Source organism: Pseudomonas fjordensis, assembly GCF_976987115.1.
This window is the reverse complement of the sequence record NZ_OZ336860.1, coordinates 2,676,132-2,689,925: the sequence shown is the minus strand read 5'-3', so window position 1 is coordinate 2,689,925 and position 13,794 is coordinate 2,676,132. Positions and strand designations below refer to the sequence as shown.

Below are 13,794 nucleotides of genomic sequence, written 5' to 3'. Positions count from 1 at the left end.
ATCTATCCACTTTGCACGCGGCACAACGCACCAATAGAGTGCGCACGGATCACCCATGACACAGGCAACCGCTTTGCGCGTACAGGCCTTCGCCACCGGCGATGTGGCCGCCCAATGCAGTGCGACACCCGGCTGGGTGCAGCAGTACCAGCAGATGTCCCCGGGGCATTTTGCCGGGCAGGTGCGCTACCTCGACCTGCAAGGTGTGCAGGTTTACGAAGAGTGCATGAACACCCGCGTGGAGCAGCATTTCAACGCCCCCACCGGCGCCCTGACGTTCTGTTTCGACGGCAGCGACAACGCGCTGTACCTGCTCAATGGCGACAGCCGCAACACCTGGATCACCCCGGTCAACTACCGCGAAGTGGCGGTGGTGTTCGGCCCACAGTTCGTCCAGCGCCAGGGCCTGGACATGGCCAGACTCGAAGGCCTGTTCATGGCACCCCTGACCGGCCAACAGAACGCGCTGTTCACCCGCTGGCTCAGTGGCACGCTCACGCGCTTGTCCGCCCTCACCGACCCCATCAGCCGCGATGCGCTCACCCAGCAATTGCTCGACGACTGCCTATTTATCCTCGATAACGCCTGCGTGTGTCTGGACCGCAGTTCGCTGCAAAAGCGCAGCGAAGAACGCCGCTTGATGGCGCGCATCGGCGAATGGGCGGCGGATGCGCCGGATGAAACCGTCAACTTGCTGGAACTGGCGCAGATTGCGGGTGTGCCGTTGCGCCAATTGCAGCAAGGGTTCAAGACCTACACAGGGATGAGCCCGGCGCAGTGGTTAAGGTTGCGTCGGTTGAATGGGGCGCGGCGTGAGCTATTGAGTGGCGCGGATACCACCGTGGCCGAGGTGGCGATGAATTGGTCGTTCTGGCATTTGGGGCGGTTTTCCAACAGCTATCGGGCTTTGTTCCGGGAGCTGCCCAGCGAGACGCTGAAGCGCTTTGGTTGAAACGCTATGCCCTGTGGGAGCTGGCTTCTACACAACTTTCTGAGCTGTAACAGCAGACGGTAACCACGATGCGAAGCGAGCCGCTCTTGATCTGCTTTTGATCTTAGGCGCCCCGTCAAACCACGCTGGCCGGAATTCGACAGGGATTTGGGGGGTAAACCGGCAGGGATGCCGGTTTAGCCGCCCCGCGCCATGGATGGCGCGTGGCGGCGGCCCCCCAAATCACTGTCGGATTCCGGGCACACCGAGCCTAGGCGAGGTGCCGAGTGGTGGGGCAAGAGCGTTTTGCTTACTTTTGCGCTTTTCAAAAGTGAGCCGCCGTCAGGGCGGAACCCTAAGTGGCTGTTACCTAAATAACGGATATGTACCCGGTCAAATCCAACATCCCGGTAGGCTGTCAGGCCGTCATCGCAGGCAAGCCAGCTCCCACATTTGGACTGCGGCGCGTCAGGTAGATAAGCGTCGGCTGTCAGGCCGTCGCGGGAGCAAGCTCCCTCGCCACAGGTCCAGCGTCGCACCAAAGTTGTGTAGATACCTATGGCTATCGCAGGCAAGCCAGCCCACATTCGATCAGCGGTGTGGCAGAGCCCTGCTGCATAACTTGTAAAATCCCGCCGTTATGCCTAGCTTATGCGCCCCCCGCCCAGCGCTTTAAGGCCTTGCCCCATGGTTTTGCGTTTCCGCCCCGTCGTCACCTCACGTTTCGCCCTCGGCCTGTTGCTTAGTGGCGGCATCGGCAGCAGCCTGGCCGCAGAGATCGAGCTGCCGACCGTAAAAGTCCAGGGCCAGGATGAGTCGGGTTACCGCAACGAAACCGCGTCGGTGGGCGGCTTTGACGAAGCGCCGCTGCTGGACACCCCCGCTTCGATCACGGTGATCAACGCCGCGCTGATCAAGGACCAGCAGGCACGCCTGCTCAGCGAAGTGCTGCGCAACGATGCCTCGGTGGGCGACAGTTACGCGCCCATTGGCTATTACGAGAATTTCGTGGTGCGTGGCTTTTCGCTGAACGCGGCCAGCAGTTACAAGATCAATGGGCGCACGATCACGGGCGAGCAGAACGTCGCCCTGGAAAACAAGCAGCAAGTGGAAGTGCTCAAGGGCCTGGCCGGGTTGCAGAGCGGCATTTCCGAGCCCAGTGGAGTGATCAACTACGTGACCAAGCGCCCTCAGGATGTGCGCTCGGTGACGGTGTCCACCGATGATCGTGGCAGTGGCTACATCGCCACCGATGTCGGCGGCTGGTTTGGCAGCGAGCAGCAGTTCGGCCTGCGCGCCAACGTCGCCCATGAAGACCTCAATTCCTATGTGGAACACGCCAACGGCCAGCGCGATTTCGTGTCCCTGGCCTTTGACTGGAACATCAGCCCCGACGCCGTGCTGCAGCTGGATGCCGAATACCAAAACAAACAACAGCGCTCAGTACCCGGTTATCAACTGCTGGGCGGCACCGAAGTGCCCCATGATGCGTCGCCGAAAAAGCTGCTGGGGCACCAGACGGGGGGCAAGCAGGTGGGGATTGATTCGCTGAACCTCAACGGCAAGTTCGAGTACCGTTTCAGCGATCAGTGGAAAGGCAGTGTCAGCGCGGCGCGTAGCAAGGTGGTGATTGATGACTACAGTTCGTTTGCCTGGGGCGGCGATACCAACGGCCTAGGCAATTACTTCACGCCGGAAGGTGACTATGACATCTACGACTACCGCAGCCCCGACGACACTCGCCGCGACGATGAAGTCCAGGCGGCGATGACCGGGCTGTTCGACGCTGCGGGATTGAGCCATGAACTGACCTTCGGCACAAGCGCATTTCGCCGGGTGATCGACAAGCGTGAGTCGGTCAACGACCCCATCGGCAGCGGTAATATCAATCAGGATGCGCCAAGCTTCGAACCTACCAAAAAACCGCTGAACGACAGCCATCGCAACCTCGACAGCCGCCAGTACGGCCTGTTCGTCACCGACCGCATCCGCTTCAACGAGCAATGGCAAACCATTCTCGGCGGCCGCGAAGTGCGCCTGGACGAAAAAGCCTTCGACAGTGTCACCGGCGCCCAGACACGCCACACCCAACAGTACGTGTTCCTGCCCCAGGCCTCGTTGATCTACAAGCCGGTGGACAACGTTTCGTTGTACACCAGCTACAGCAAGGGCCTGTCCCTGGGTGGCACCGCGCCGTGGTTCGCAAACAATGCGGATGAAACCCTCGCCCCCACCGTCTCACGCCAGCTCGAAGCCGGGGTGAAATACGACTGGCGCCGTATCAGCTTCGCCGCCGCCGTGTTCCAGACGCGCCAGGCTTACCAGTACGCCAAGCCCGAAGGTGGCACGTTCAACTACGTGCAGCAGGGCCAGCAGAAAAACACCGGGATTGAATTGTCCGCCAACGGCTGGGCCACCGACCGTCTGCAGATCGCCACCAGCGTGGCCGCGATCCGAGCGCGGGTGAGCGGCAGCGGCACGCCGGAGTACGAAGGCCATCAGGCGATCAACGTGCCAAAGCTGCGCGCCAGTGTGTACGCCGACTACGCCCTGCCCTGGGTCAATGGCCTGGCGGTATTGGGCGGCGTGCAATACAGCGCGAAGAAGTCCGCCAATCGCACCGGTAATGTGGAAGTGGGCGACTACGCGGTGGTCAACGTCGGGAGCCGCTACACCACCAAGGTCGATGGCTACGAGACAGTGTTTCGCCTGAGCGTCGATAACCTGTTCGACAAGCGCTACTGGCGCGACGCCGGCGAATACATGGGCGATGACTACCTGTTCCAGGGCGCGCCGTTGACGGCGCGCTTGAGTGCGTCGGTCAACTTCTGAGTAGCCACGACGTAGCCAGCCACAACGCTGCCAAGCCGCACACCAACAGGCTCCAGCCAAGATCCTGAGACCAGGTCACCAAGGCCAGCCCGCCGCCAATCACCAGGTAGTACAGCAAGCCAAACAAGGCGGCGGCGGTGCCAAGGCGGTCTCGGTAATCGACCAGGGCCGCCCCCAGCACGTTGGGAATCGCCATGCCGAAGGCCAGCACCACCAACAGCATCGGCCACACCAACAGCCAGCTGTGCTGCAGGGCCAACACCAACAGGCTCCCCACCACGGCCACCGCTGCGGCGACAACCACCAACCGCTCACCGCTCAACCCACGCTTGAGCAAGGCTTTGTTCAGCCACGCCCCCAAACCGGAACCCAGCGCGAGCAGCACGCCGCTGTAGCCGAACTCGGCGGTGGAACGCCCTTGCTGCGCGAAGACAAACGGCCCCACGCTGTAATAGCTGAACAGCGCGATATTGAACGCCGCGACCAACCCGACCGAGCACCATACTCCCGCATCCTTGAGCATCAGGCCGAGCGTCTGGCCAAGGGCGGCGGTGGGCAAGGAGGCCGGACGGGTTTCCGGCAAGGCCCACCAACACCAGCCCCATAACACCGCCGCGAGCAGCAACAACGCGCAGAGCACGCCGCGGTAACCGAAAAATTCCACCAGGCTCGCGCCGCTGAACAGGCCGATAGCAGGACTGGCGGCCAGCGCAATACCCATCACGGAAAACACCTGGGCCAGGTCGGCACCGTGGAAACGGTCACGCAACACCGTCTGCGTGACCACCGACCCCACCGCCGCGCCAAATGCCGCGCAGGCCTGGGCCAGCAGCAAGGCGTTGAATGTCGTCACCGTCAAGGCCAGCGCCGAAGCGCCCACATAGATTGCCAGCCCCATCAGCATCACCGGCCGCCGCCCCAGACGATCACTCAGCCGGCCCCACACCACCACGCCCAGGGCGAAGGCGAGGAAATACACCGACAAGGTCTGCCCTGCACGCTCCGGCGCGACGTCAAAGGCGCGGCCGATATCGCCCAGGGCCGGGCTGTACAGGGTTTGGGCCAACTGCGGGAACATCAGCAGGGCCATGGTCAGCGGCAGCAACTTTTTAAATGTCATCACACGATCCATCCATAAACACAACGGACGGATTCTAGGGCGCGCCAGCTGGGCTATTATCCGGACTTCGACACTTTATCCATCAAATCGGACAACCCATGGCCTGGCTTGCCGCTACCGCGTCTTTCAACCCCGATGCCTTCGCAGCGCCCGTGATCGGCATCGCGGCGGTGCTGGGCAATCACGATTCGGGCCTGCATGTGCACCAGCGCGGGCAACTGTTGTTCACCCACCAAGGTTGCACGCGCATCACCCTGGACAATCAACTGTGCCTGTTGCCACCTAGCCGCGCAGCCTGGATCCCCGGCGGCCTGCCCCATCGTGCGATGATGCAGCAGGCGGTGGATTATCGGTCGGTGTATGTGAGTGCGGCCCTGGCCGAGCAATTGCCGGCCCAGGTGCGGGTGATCCAAGTGAGTGCCTTGCTCAGGGCAGTGCTGGAACCCATGGCCCTGGCGCCGTTCGAGACCGACTGGCAGGCAGGTCGCTATGCCCATTTGCTCGGGCTGTGCCTGGATGAAATCCGCCACGCGGCGGCGCAACCCATGCTGTTGCCGTTGCCACGGGACAAGCGCCTGGCGCCGCTGCTGGCCCAGCTTGACCGCTTGCCCCCCACGCTGCAGGACCTGGAACAGCACATTGGCGCCAGCACCAAGACCATCGGCCGGATTTTCCTCAAGGAAACCGGCCTGGGGTATCAGCAATGGCGCCAACAGTGGCGTCTGATGCGCATGATCGAACTGCTTGCCATCGGGCGCAGCCTGGGCTACTGCGCCTTTGAACTGGGCTTTGCCAGCGACAGTGCACTGATCGCCTTTTTCAAAGGCATGACCGGCACCACGCCGCGAAACTATTTCAAAGCCAACTGACGGGCTTACTTGGGCATCTTGCGAAAGCCCACTGCCAGGCGGTTCCAGCTGTTGATAGTGGCGATGGCGACGCTCAGGTCCACTTGTTCCTGGGGGCTGAACTGGGCGGCCAGTGCGTCGAAGTCTTCATCCGGGGCGTGGGTCTGGCTGAGCAGGGTCAGGCTTTCGGCCCAGGCCAGGGCAGCGCGCTCGCGCGGGGTGAAGAACGGGGTTTCACGCCAGGCCGACACGGTGTACAGGCGGCGCTCGGTTTCGCCGCCCTTGCGGGCATCGGCGGTGTGCATGTCCAGGCAGAACGCGCAGCCATTGATCTGCGAGACGCGCAGGCGCACCAGTTCCAGCAGTGGCAGTTCGATGGAGAGTTTGCCGACCGCCGCTTCCAGGGCAAGCATGGCTTTCATGGCGTCTGGGGAAGCGGTGTAGAAATCGGTACGGGTTTGCATGGTGTTGCTCCAGGACAGTGGGGTTGGTGAGCAGGTTAGTCACCCCGGCGTCCTGGAGAAATAGCCAATCCGGGCGAAGAACAGGTGACCAATCTACAGGCCACGGTTCCTCAGCCACTGCAAAAAGCCCTTCTTCACCGGCATGGCCGGCGCGTCCTGGGTCAGGGCCTGGGCAGCATGCACACGGAAATCCAGCAGCGCCTTCATCGCCTCGCCGATGTCGTGTCGCGCGTCCAGGCAAGGCTTGAGGTATTCCTTCTCGATGCGGTACAGCGTGCAGAAGGTCTTGGCAGTGAAGTCCGCCAGCGCCGCCTGGTCGGACAGGATCCCCGCTTCGCCAATCACCTCCCCCGGCCCCATGCGCCCGGCTTCGAACTTATGCCCGTCTTTGAGCAGCAACACCGAGACCACGCCGGATTCGACAATGAACAGGTGATCGCTGACCTCCCCCGCGGCCAGGATCATGTCCCCAGCGCGGTAGGTGTGCAGGGTCATGTTCTGGCTGAAGGTGTCTTTTTCTTCCTGGCGCAAGGTGGAGAAAATCGTCGAGCGCTCCAGCAAGGCGCGGGCGCCAGACACCGCAGGCGGCGTGCTGCCTTCGGTGGCGGACAGCAGGCCCACGCCCGCCGCCTGCAAATGCCGGTAGGCCAGGTCGTAAAGCTGGTTACGGGTTTCGCGCTTGAGGCCCATGGCCGGCACAAAGCCGCTGATTTCATATTCCACCCCACTGCCAGTGGATGCCTTGAACGCCACGCTGGGCGCCGGCTGGGCCAGCAACGGCCGGCAGCCCTGCATCGCACGCTCCAGCGCTTCGATCACTGTTTGCGGGCGCGCATGGGGGCTGACTTGCAGGCTGACCGCCAGGCCGAACATGTCTGCCGGGCGCGAGAAGTTGATGATCTTGGCCTTGGCCGCCAGGGAGTTGGGGATCACCGCCAAGCTGCCCTGGGAAGTTTGCAGGCGCGTGGCGCGCCAGTCGATATCCGTAACACGGCCTTCGGTGCCGTCGATGGAGATCCAGTCATCGATCTGGTAAGGCTTGGTGGTATTGAGGACGATCCCGGAAAACACGTCGCTCAAAGTGCTTTGCAAGGCCAGGCCGACGATGATCGCCACGGCGCCGGAGGTGGCCAATACGCCTTTGACCGGCAGGTCGAGCACGTAGGCCATGGCGGCGATGATCGCGATGAGGAAAATCACGGCGCCCAGCAGGTCCTGCAACAAGCGCCCGGTATGGCCGACCCGCTGCATCATCACTGCGCCGAGCAATACCGTGAGGGTGCGCGCCGCAAACAACCACCAGCCGATCTGCAATGCCGTGGCGGCCAGGTGCAACGTGGTGTCATCGGCATAGGGCGCCGCTTGCATGGGGTTCATGCCGTCGTTGAACAGCACGGCACTGAACACCGCGAAAATCACCAGCCGCGCTGCGAGTTTCCAGTTGGCCAGGTTGGGGGAAATAAGGCGCCACACGGCGATGTCGATCAGGATCAACGCCACGGCGCACAGCATCGGGTGATCAGCGATAAATGAGGGCATCCAGGCGACTCCAGGGCGAATGCCGAGAAGATCGCATGAAATCAGAACCCTGGAAACAAAATGTAGGAGCGAGCTTGCTCGCGAAAAACCACAACGATGACGCGTGCTGTCTGATTGAACGCGGTATGTTGCAGTTCTTCGCGAGCAAGCTCGCTCCTACAGGGGTTTGCGGTGAACCGTCAGGCGTGCATCTGCCCGAATTTGCCCGACTGGAAGTCGACAAATGCCTGATGAATCTCCTGCTCGGTGTTCATCACGAACGGACCGTGGCCGACGATGGGCTCGTCGATGGGTTCGCCGCTGAGCAGCAGCACCTTGGCGTCGTCGTTGGACTCCAGGGTCAGTTGCTTGCCGTCGCGCTCGAACAGCGCCAATTGCCCCTGGCGTGCGACTTCTTCGCCATTGATCAACAACGTGCCGCTGAGCACCACCAAGGCGGTGTTACGCCCGGCGTGCAGGTCCAGCGTGACTGCTTTATCGGCGTTGAGGCGCAAGTCCCACACGTCTATAGGCGTGAAGGTGCGGGCCGGACCTTGAGTGCCGGCAAATTCCCCGGCGATCAGGCGCAGGTGGCCGGCGTCGTTCGCCAGTGGCAGCACCGGAATGTCGCCATCGACGATGGTCTGGTAACCGGCATCCGCCATTTTGTCCTTGGCCGGCAGGTTGACCCACAGTTGCACCATCTCCAGTGCGCCGCCGCGACGGGCGAAGTCTTGGGAGTGGAACTCCTCGTGAAGAATGCCCTTGGCTGCGGTCATCCATTGCACATCGCCTGGGCCGATCTTGCCGCCGGCACCGGTGGAATCGCGGTGTTCGACTTCGCCGTCGTAGACGATGGTCACGGTTTCAAAGCCGCGGTGCGGGTGTTGGCCGACGCCACGGCGCTGTTCGGTGGGGGTGAATTCGGCGGGGCCGGCGTGATCCAGCAACAGGAATGGGCTGATGTGTTTGCCCATGGTGTCGTAGGAAAACAGCGTGCGTACCGGGAAGCCGTCGCCGACCCAGTGGGCGCGGGGGCTGGTGTAGATACCAATCAGCTTTTTCATGGTGTACCTCCAAAGTGAGTACAGCTTAATTCGCCTCACGCCTGAGTACTAGACGGCAAAATTGGCCCTGATCGTTCTACATATAGAACAATGCTTTAACCTGTGGGAGCTGGCTTGCCTGCGATGACGGCCTGCCAGTCGATATCTATCTACCTGACACCCCGCGGTCCAAACTGTGGGAGCGGGCTTGCTCGCGAAGGCGGCCTTGCAGTCAACACAGGTGGATTGTGTACATATCCATTGCTGCGGTAACGGCCACTTAGGGTTCCGCCCTGACGGCGGCTCACTTTTGAAAAGCGCAAAAGTAAGCAAAACGCTCTTGCCCCACCACTCGGCACCTCGCTTAGGCTCGGTGTGCCCGTAATCCGCCAGTGATTTGGGGGGCCGCCGCCACGCGCCATCCATGGCGCGGGGCGGCTAAACCGGCATCCCTGCCGGTTTACCCCCCAAATCCCTGTCGAATTCCGGCCAGCGTGGTTTGACGGGGCGCCTGAGATCAAGATCAAAAGCAGATCAAGAGCGGCTCGCTTCGCATCGTGGTTAGCGTTGGGCTACAACCTACAAAAATGTGTAGATGGTTCGGTTGATTCATCAGTGACTGACAGGAGATCTGCGCATAGCTGACTGGGATTATCGGGGGCTGGATTAATTTATATTTCAACCATAATATAAGTAGAAAATTACGCCCGTAATTTTTTGCACAATGGTTTTCGGAGTTCGCCATGCCCCCTCTCCCCCTGCGTCTTCTCACGCCCCTGGCTCTGCTGATGATTCTTAATGGCTGCAACAGCAAGGCCGATACCGCCGAGGCGCCCGTTTCACGTCCGGTACTTGCCGCCAAAGTCGAAGCCGCCGGCACCCAGCAAAGTGCCTACACCGGCGTGGTGGCGGCTCGCACTGAAAGCAACCTGGGCTTTCGGGTCAGCGGCAAGGTGATCGAGCGCAAGGTCGACCCCGGCCAGCATGTCTCCCGTGGCGATACCTTGCTGGTACTGGACATCGGCGACTTCGAACTGGCGCTGCGTTCGGCCAAGAACCGCGTCAACGCCGCCGAGGCGCAACTGCGCCAGCGTCGTGACGATGAAAACCGTTACCAGCGCCTGGCCAGTACCGGCGCGGTGTCGCGGCAGATCTTCGACCAGTCGGCCACCAACCTGCGCGTCGCCCAGGCCGAACTGGCCGCGGCGCAATCGGATGCCAGCCAGATCGAAAACCGTCGCACGTATTCGGTACTCAAGGCCGATGGCAACGGCATCATCACCGATGTACTGGCCGACCGCGGCCAAGTGGTGGCCGAGGGGCAAATCGTCGCGCGCCTGGCCCATGACGGTGCCCGTGAAGCCATCGTCAACTTGCCGGAAAACCAGCGCGACCTGGCCACGCAAAAAGCCTTGGCATTCCCCTTTGGCGCAGCGGACCAGGCCGTGGCCGCTACCCTGCGCGAACTGTCCGCCAGCGCCGACCCGGTCACCCGCACTTACCGCGCACGTTATGTGCTGCAGGGTTCGGTCGAGCGTTTCGCCCTCGGCTCCACCATCACCGTGCGCCTGCAAGGCAACGGCCAGCCCCTGCAAACCCGCGTGCCCATTGGCGCCTTGCAGGATGCAGGGCAAGGCACGGGCGTCTGGCTGATTGGCGATGACCAAAAGATCAGCTTCGCCCCGGTGAAAGTCGCCAGCCTCGGCCAGGAAGACGCCTTGCTCGACAGCGGCGTAACACCCGGCCAAACCATCGTCGCCCTTGGCGCCCACCTGCTGCACAGCGGCGACACGGTGCGCTTGCTGCCCGCCCAGGCGCTGGCCCTCAACCGTCAGCAGGATCAATGAGTATGCGCGGGATCAACCTCTCCGAACTGGCCGTCAAACACCGCGCCGTTACCCTGTTTTTGCTGATTGCGATCCTCGTCGCCGGGGTCTTCGCCTTTGGCAAGCTGGGCCGCGCGGAAGACCCTTCGTTTACCGTCAAGGTGATGACCATCACCGCTGCCTGGCCCGGCGCTACCGCCCAGGAAATGCAGGAGCAAGTGGCCGACCGCCTGGAAAAGCGCCTGCAGGAACTGGACTACTACGACCGCGTCGAGACCATTGCCCAGCCGGGCTTTGTGTCGATGCGCATGACCTTCCTCGAGTCCACCCGCCCGAGCGAGATCCAGGCGCTGTTCTACCAGACGCGCAAAAAGCTCAGCGACGAAGCCGCGCAATTGCCCAAGGGCGTGATCGGGCCGTTTTTCAATGATGAATATTCCGATGTGTACTTTGCGTTGTACGCCCTGGAAGCCGAACACCTGCCCCACCGCCAGCAAGTGCAAATGGCCGAACAATTGCGCCAGAGCCTGCTCAACCTGCCCGGGGTGAAGAAGGTCAATATCCTCGGCGAACAGGCCCAGCGCGTGTTTGTCGAGTTTTCCTATGAGCGTCTGGCAACCCTGGGCATCAAGCCCGAACAGATCTTCGCCGCCCTCGCCGCACAAAACGCCGTGGCGCCCTCCGGCTTCGTCGAAACCGCGGGCGCCCGCGCCTATATCCGCATCGACGGCGCGTTCGACAGCCTGGCCTTGATCGAGAATGTGCCCCTGCAAGTCAATGGCCGCGTATTGCGCATCGCCGATGTGGCCACCGTGAGCCGGGGTTATGAAGACCCGCCCAGTTACCGCATCCGCCACCAGGGCGACCCGGCGCTGATGCTGGGCGTGATCATGGAGAAGCACTGGAACGGCCTTGAACTAGACAAGAGTCTGCAAGCCGAAGAAGCGCGGATCCAGGCCGACCTGCCCCTGGGCGTGAACTTCGCCAAGGTCTCCGACCAGGCGAAAAACATCAGCCTGGCAGTCAATGAATTCATGCTCAAATTCTTCGTCGCCCTGGCGGTGGTGATGCTGATCAGCCTGTTGGCCCTGGGCTTTCGCGTGGGGCTGGTGGTGGCGGCCGCCGTGCCGCTGACCCTGTCGATCGTGTTCGTGATCATGCTGGTCACGGGCCGGGAATTCGACCGGGTCACCCTCGGCGCGCTGATCATCTCCCTGGGCCTGTTGGTGGACGACGCGATCATTGCCATCGAGATGATGGTGGTCAAACTCGAAGAAGGCTTTGACCGCATTCACGCGGCGACCTATGCCTGGAGCTCCACCGCCGCGCCCATGCTCACCGGTACGCTGGTGACCATCATTGGCTTTTTGCCGGTGGGGTTTGCGCGCTCCGGTGCCGGCGAGTACGCCGGCAATATCTTCTGGATTGTCGGGTTTGCGTTGATTTCGTCGTGGCTGGTCGCGGTGGTGTTCACGCCTTACCTGGGCGTAAAGATGCTACCGCAGATCAAGCCAGTGCCCGGCGGGCATGATGCGATTTATGCCGGACGCTACTACCAGAAGCTGCGCCGCCTGGTGGAGGCCTGCGTGCGTGGGCGCTGGCTGGTAACTGGGCTGGTGGTGGCCGCGTTTGTGCTGTGTGGTCTGGGTATGGCGGTGGTGAAGAAACAGTTCTTCCCGGACTCCGACCGCTCCGAGCTGATTCTGGAAGTGTATATGCCGCCCGGCAGCGCGTTCAAAAGCACCGAGGCGGTGGCGGCGCAGGTGGAGAAGGCGCTGTTGCAAGAGCCGCAGACCAGCATGGTCGACACCTATGTGGGCGGCGGTGCACCACGGTTTTTCCTGTCGTTGAACCCTGAAATGCCGGACCCGGCGTTTGCTAAGTTGATCGTGCAAACGCCGGATTCCCACGCCCGCGACGCACTGAAACTGCGGATGCGTGAGCGCATTGCGGCAGGCGAATTCCCTTCGGCGCGGGTTCGGGTCACACAGCTCGTCTTCGGCCCGCCAGTGCCGTTCCCGGTGGTGTTCCGCGTTTCCGGGCCGGACCTGAATGTGCTGCGCGGGCTGTCTGAAGACGTGCGTCAGGTGGTGGCCGGCAACAAGCTGACCAGAGACACCTTCCTCGAATGGGGCGAACGTGCCAGCGGTTATCGCCTAGTGCTGGATCAGGATCGCTTGCGCCTGCTGGGGTTCACGCCGGACGAGGTCAAGTCCCAGCTCAACGCTTTGCTCAGCGGCAACCCGATCACCGAAGTGCGCGAAGGCAACCGCACCGTGTCGGTGGTGGCCCGTGCCCAGGGCAGCCAGCGTGAAGACCTGGGCAACCTCAACAACATGACCCTGACCAACAGCGCCGGCACCTCGGTGCCATTGGCCCAGGTCGGGCATTTCCAGGCGGTAATGGAAGAGCCGATCCTCAAGCGGCGCGACCGCGCCACCACCGTGGAAGTGCGCGCCGACATCATCGACGGCGTACAACCGCCCGACGTGGAAATGGCCGTGTACAAAGACCTGCAACCGCTGATCGCCAAACTGCCCAGCGGTTACAAAATCGACATCGGCGGCCCGGTTGAGGAAAGCGCCAAGGCCAACGTCGCCCTGGCGGCGCTGTTCCCGATCATGATCCTGCTGACCCTCACGGTGATCATGTTCCAGGTGCGCTCCTTTGGCGTGATGTTCATGGTGTTCGCTACCGCGCCTTTGGGCCTGATCGGCGCAGTGCCCACCTTGCTGCTGTTCAACCAGCCGTTCGGCTTCAACGCAATTCTTGGACTGATCGGCATCGGCGGCATCCTGATGCGCAACACGCTGATCTTTACCGACCAGATCCGCCAGAACCAGGACCACGGCATGGCGATTCGCGAGGCCATTATCGAAGCCACGGTGCGGCGTGCGCGGCCGGTGATCCTTACGGCACTGGCGGCGGCGTTGGCGTTTATTCCGCTGACGCTCTCGGTGTTCTGGTCGTCCCTGGCCTATGTGCTGATTGGCGGGGTGTTGGTGGGCACGGTGTTGACGCTGTTGTTCTTGCCGGCGCTGTGCAGCCTGGTGCTGCGCGACAAGGTTGCTGAAATGTCCCACGTAACGGCCGGATAAGCTCTACTCCCCTCCCCTGTAAACCGCTGCAAAGTCCCTCGCCTGATCAAACAGTGCGAGGGATTGCAGATGGTTTTTCCTGTGAGTGCCTTGGTTACCTGGCCGCCCCCC

Annotated in this window: 9 protein-coding genes; 5 read left to right on the top strand and 4 right to left on the bottom strand. The window is 62.1% G+C overall.

Translation table 11 applies throughout. The features are described from left to right. Window positions 1–55: 55 nt before the first annotated feature. On the top strand, window positions 56–952 hold the full coding sequence (locus ACWHXD_RS12240) for a helix-turn-helix domain-containing protein (RefSeq protein WP_138763495.1): 897 nt from the start codon (window positions 56–58) through the stop codon (window positions 950–952). A 666-nt stretch (window positions 953–1,618) separates the two neighbouring features. Then, complete coding sequence (locus ACWHXD_RS12235; RefSeq protein WP_138763496.1) at window positions 1,619–3,763, top strand: TonB-dependent siderophore receptor; 2,145 nt, start codon at window positions 1,619–1,621, stop codon at window positions 3,761–3,763. On the opposite strand, the gene ACWHXD_RS12230 is transcribed toward ACWHXD_RS12235, so the two are convergent. Continuing rightward, complete coding sequence (locus ACWHXD_RS12230; RefSeq protein ID WP_138763497.1) at window positions 3,753–4,883, bottom strand: MFS transporter; 1,131 nt, start codon at window positions 4,881–4,883, stop codon at window positions 3,753–3,755. The two genes, ACWHXD_RS12235 and ACWHXD_RS12230, sit on opposite strands and share 11 nt — an antisense overlap. 98 nt (window positions 4,884–4,981) lie before the next feature. Here ACWHXD_RS12230 and ACWHXD_RS12225 point away from each other — a divergent pair, with 98 nt between their 5' ends. Then, window positions 4,982–5,752, top strand: a complete 771-nt coding sequence (locus ACWHXD_RS12225) for an AraC family transcriptional regulator (protein WP_138763498.1) — start codon at window positions 4,982–4,984, stop codon at window positions 5,750–5,752. Between the two features lie 5 nt (window positions 5,753–5,757). On the opposite strand, the gene ACWHXD_RS12220 is transcribed toward ACWHXD_RS12225, so the two are convergent. The 3 genes from ACWHXD_RS12220 to ACWHXD_RS12210 all read right to left on the bottom strand — a co-directional run bounded on the left by ACWHXD_RS12220 (window position 5,758) and on the right by ACWHXD_RS12210 (window position 8,780). Next, on the bottom strand, window positions 5,758–6,195 hold the full coding sequence (locus ACWHXD_RS12220) for a carboxymuconolactone decarboxylase family protein (RefSeq protein WP_003190655.1): 438 nt from the start codon (window positions 6,193–6,195) through the stop codon (window positions 5,758–5,760). A gap of 93 nt (window positions 6,196–6,288) precedes the next feature. Next, window positions 6,289–7,734 (bottom strand): mechanosensitive ion channel family protein, encoded by a 1,446-nt coding sequence (locus tag ACWHXD_RS12215; RefSeq protein WP_032892240.1) that lies wholly within the window; start codon window positions 7,732–7,734, stop codon window positions 6,289–6,291. A 179-nt stretch (window positions 7,735–7,913) separates the two neighbouring features. After that, complete coding sequence (locus ACWHXD_RS12210) at window positions 7,914–8,780, bottom strand: pirin family protein (RefSeq protein ID WP_138763500.1); 867 nt, start codon at window positions 8,778–8,780, stop codon at window positions 7,914–7,916. A 722-nt stretch (window positions 8,781–9,502) separates the two neighbouring features. Here ACWHXD_RS12210 and ACWHXD_RS12205 point away from each other — a divergent pair. Further along, window positions 9,503–10,606 carry an efflux RND transporter periplasmic adaptor subunit gene (locus tag ACWHXD_RS12205; RefSeq protein ID WP_138763502.1) on the top strand — a complete coding sequence of 368 codons (1,104 nt, stop codon included), beginning with the start codon at window positions 9,503–9,505 and terminating at the stop codon, window positions 10,604–10,606. Window positions 10,607–10,608: 2 nt separating this feature from the next. Next, window positions 10,609–13,683, top strand: a complete 3,075-nt coding sequence (locus ACWHXD_RS12200; protein WP_138763503.1) for an efflux RND transporter permease subunit — start codon at window positions 10,609–10,611, stop codon at window positions 13,681–13,683. Window positions 13,684–13,794 lie beyond the last annotated feature (111 nt).

Excerpts from the sequence above, each read along its gene's own strand:
- ACWHXD_RS12225 (WP_138763498.1), top strand. The coding sequence starts at position 4,982 with ATGGCCTGGCTTGCCGCTACCGCGTCTTTCAACCCCGATGCCTTCGCA.
- ACWHXD_RS12240 (WP_138763495.1), top strand. The coding sequence starts at position 56 with ATGACACAGGCAACCGCTTTGCGCGTACAGGCCTTCGCCACCGGCGAT.
- ACWHXD_RS12235 (WP_138763496.1), top strand. The coding sequence starts at position 1,619 with ATGGTTTTGCGTTTCCGCCCCGTCGTCACCTCACGTTTCGCCCTCGGC.
- ACWHXD_RS12215 (WP_032892240.1), bottom strand. The coding sequence starts at position 7,734 with ATGCCCTCATTTATCGCTGATCACCCGATGCTGTGCGCCGTGGCGTTG.
- ACWHXD_RS12200 (WP_138763503.1), top strand. The coding sequence starts at position 10,609 with ATGCGCGGGATCAACCTCTCCGAACTGGCCGTCAAACACCGCGCCGTT.
- ACWHXD_RS12220 (WP_003190655.1), bottom strand. The coding sequence starts at position 6,195 with ATGCAAACCCGTACCGATTTCTACACCGCTTCCCCAGACGCCATGAAA.
- ACWHXD_RS12210 (WP_138763500.1), bottom strand. The coding sequence starts at position 8,780 with ATGAAAAAGCTGATTGGTATCTACACCAGCCCCCGCGCCCACTGGGTC.
- ACWHXD_RS12230 (WP_138763497.1), bottom strand. The coding sequence starts at position 4,883 with ATGACATTTAAAAAGTTGCTGCCGCTGACCATGGCCCTGCTGATGTTC.
- ACWHXD_RS12205 (WP_138763502.1), top strand. The coding sequence starts at position 9,503 with ATGCCCCCTCTCCCCCTGCGTCTTCTCACGCCCCTGGCTCTGCTGATG.